The organism is Terrabacter terrae (assembly GCF_039529575.1).
Classification (GTDB): Bacteria; Actinomycetota; Actinomycetes; order Actinomycetales; family Dermatophilaceae; genus Terrabacter; species Terrabacter terrae.
The window spans coordinates 1-2,004 of the sequence record NZ_BAAANB010000212.1; the positions used below are offsets into that span (position 1 = coordinate 1).

Annotated in this window: 3 protein-coding genes; 2 read left to right on the forward strand and 1 reads right to left on the reverse strand. The window is 72.4% G+C overall.

The features are described from left to right. Nucleotides 1-199, forward strand: a 199-nt coding sequence (locus tag ABD194_RS21125; protein WP_343995205.1) for a DUF4389 domain-containing protein, incomplete at its 5' end; no start/stop codon positions are given. Between the two features lie 15 nt (nt 200-214). Here the strand turns inward: ABD194_RS21125 and ABD194_RS21130 are convergent. Then, a complete protein-coding gene (locus ABD194_RS21130) occupies nt 215-1,144 on the reverse strand; it encodes an alpha/beta hydrolase (RefSeq protein ID WP_343995207.1) in 930 nt (309 codons plus the stop codon). Between the two features lie 208 nt (nt 1,145-1,352). Between ABD194_RS21130 and ABD194_RS21135 the strand changes: the two genes are divergently transcribed. Then, on the forward strand, nt 1,353-2,004 hold a 652-nt coding region (locus ABD194_RS21135; RefSeq protein WP_343995209.1), incomplete at its 3' end, for a DeoR/GlpR family DNA-binding transcription regulator.

A 2,004-nucleotide genomic window follows, 5' to 3' on the forward strand; every position in this document is an offset into this window, starting at 1 on the left:
CTTCACGGGGCGCTACCCGCGGGCGCTCTTCGACCTCGTGATCGGGCTCAACCGCTGGGTGTACCGCGTCGTCGCGTACGCCGCCCTGATGACCGACGTCTACCCGCCGTTCCAGCTCGACGAGGGCGGCCAGGAGGTGCCGCTCCCACCGCCCGTGCCGGCCGGCCGGATGGAGCCGCCCCGCCAGCTCAACGGCTGAGGCGCGTTTGCTCCGTCACTCCGCCCGGGCGGGGAGGTGCGCGTCGAGCCAGTCGAGCATCTCGATCTCGACCTCGTCGCGGTTCGTCTCGTTGAGGATCTCGTGGCGCGCCTCCGGCCACAGGCTCATCGTCACGTCCCGCACGCCGAGCCGGCGCAGCTGGTCGGCGACCTTTTGCACCCCCTGGCCGTTGGCGCCCACCGGGTCCATCTGGCCCGAGGCGAGGTGCACCGGCAGGTCCTTGGGGATGCGTCCAGCGCTCGCGTCGGTGTTGACGGTCTCGAGCCCGCGCAGCAGATCGGCGAATCCGCCTGCGCTGAAGACGAACCCGCAGTCGGGGTCGTTGACGTACTTGTCGACCTCGGCAGGATCCCTTGACAGCCAGTCGAAGTCGGTGCGCGTCGGCTTGAACGCCTTGTTGTACTGCCCGAAGCTCAGCGTGTTCATCAGCCCGCTCGCGTGGGTGTGGCCGCGCAGCCGCGCCTGGGTGGCGGCGAGGAAGATGCCGACCCGGCCGATCGGGCCGGCGCCGCCCGAGGTCCCCGAGAGCACGAGGCCGGCGAGCTCGGAACCGAACTGCGCGGCATACCCCCTCGCGAGGAACGAGCCCATGCTGTGGCCGAGGAGGAAGACGGGCAGCCCCGGCTGCTCCTCGCGGGCGCGATCGGTCACGGCGTGCAGGTCGTCGATGACCGTCTGCCAGCCGCCCTGCCGGGCAAACGAGCCGCGCGTGCCCGTCGTCTTCCCGTGGCCGCGGTGGTCCGAACCGTAGACGGCATACCCGTGGTCGGTCAGGCGCTGGGCGAAGCGGGCGTAGCGGCTCGAGTGCTCTGCGAGCCCGTGTGCGACCTGGACGACGGCCTTGGCCTGCCCGTCCGGGAGCCAGCGGTTGACGAACACCTCGGTGCCGTCCGGGGTCGTCAGCGTGAAGGTGCTGCTCTGCATGGCCGCACTGTATGCCGCCGCGGCCCCGCCGTGAGCGAGGTGCGACGCCCCCGTCGTGGCCGTTTCGGTCTGGTTCGCACTCGAACCCACAAAAACGGGTGACCGAATCTCTTTACATCGGGCCGGGCCGGTGGTTCTCTTGAGGAACCGGCCCAACGGGGGACCGGGCGAGTCGAGCAGGACGACAGACGCAGGACGAGGGAGTCCGATGTACGCAGCGGAGCGGCAGCAGCGCATCATCGCCGAGGCACGTCGTGCCGGCCGGGTCGAGGTCACCGCCCTCGCCGACACCCTCGGCGTCGCCGCCGAGACGGTGCGCCGCGACCTGACCGCCCTCGAGCGCCGCGGCTCGCTGCGCCGGGTCCACGGCGGCGCCATCCCCGTCGAGCGCCTCGAGGTCGAGCCGACGCTCGCCACCCGCTCCGGCCGCCTGACCGAGGTGAAGCGCCGCATCGCCGCCCGCGCCCTCGACGAGCTGCCCAGCGGTGGCAGCATCATCCTCGACGCGGGATCGACGACCCTGGCCGTCGCCGAGCTGCTCCCGCCCGACCTCGACCTGACGGTCCTCACCAACAGCCTCGCCGCCGCGGCCGTCCTCTCGACCCACCCGGGCATCAAGCTCTACCTCCTCGGCGGGCGCGTCCGCGGCACCACCGGCGCGGCGGTCGGCGACTGGGCCACCGGCGCGCTCGCCGACGTCGTCGTCGACGTGGCGGTCCTCGGCACCAACGGCCTCTCGGTCGCCCGCGGCCTCACGACGCCCGACCAGTCCGAGTCGCTCGTCAAGCGCGCCATGGTGGCCGCCGCCCGCAAGTGCGTGGTCCTGACCGACTCGAGCAAGGCCGGCGACGACCACCTCC

Bases quoted from the DNA above. Each gene is read 5' to 3' on its own strand.
- ABD194_RS21130 (WP_343995207.1), bottom strand. From the start codon at position 1,144: ATGCAGAGCAGCACCTTCACGCTGACGACCCCGGACGGCACCGAGGTG.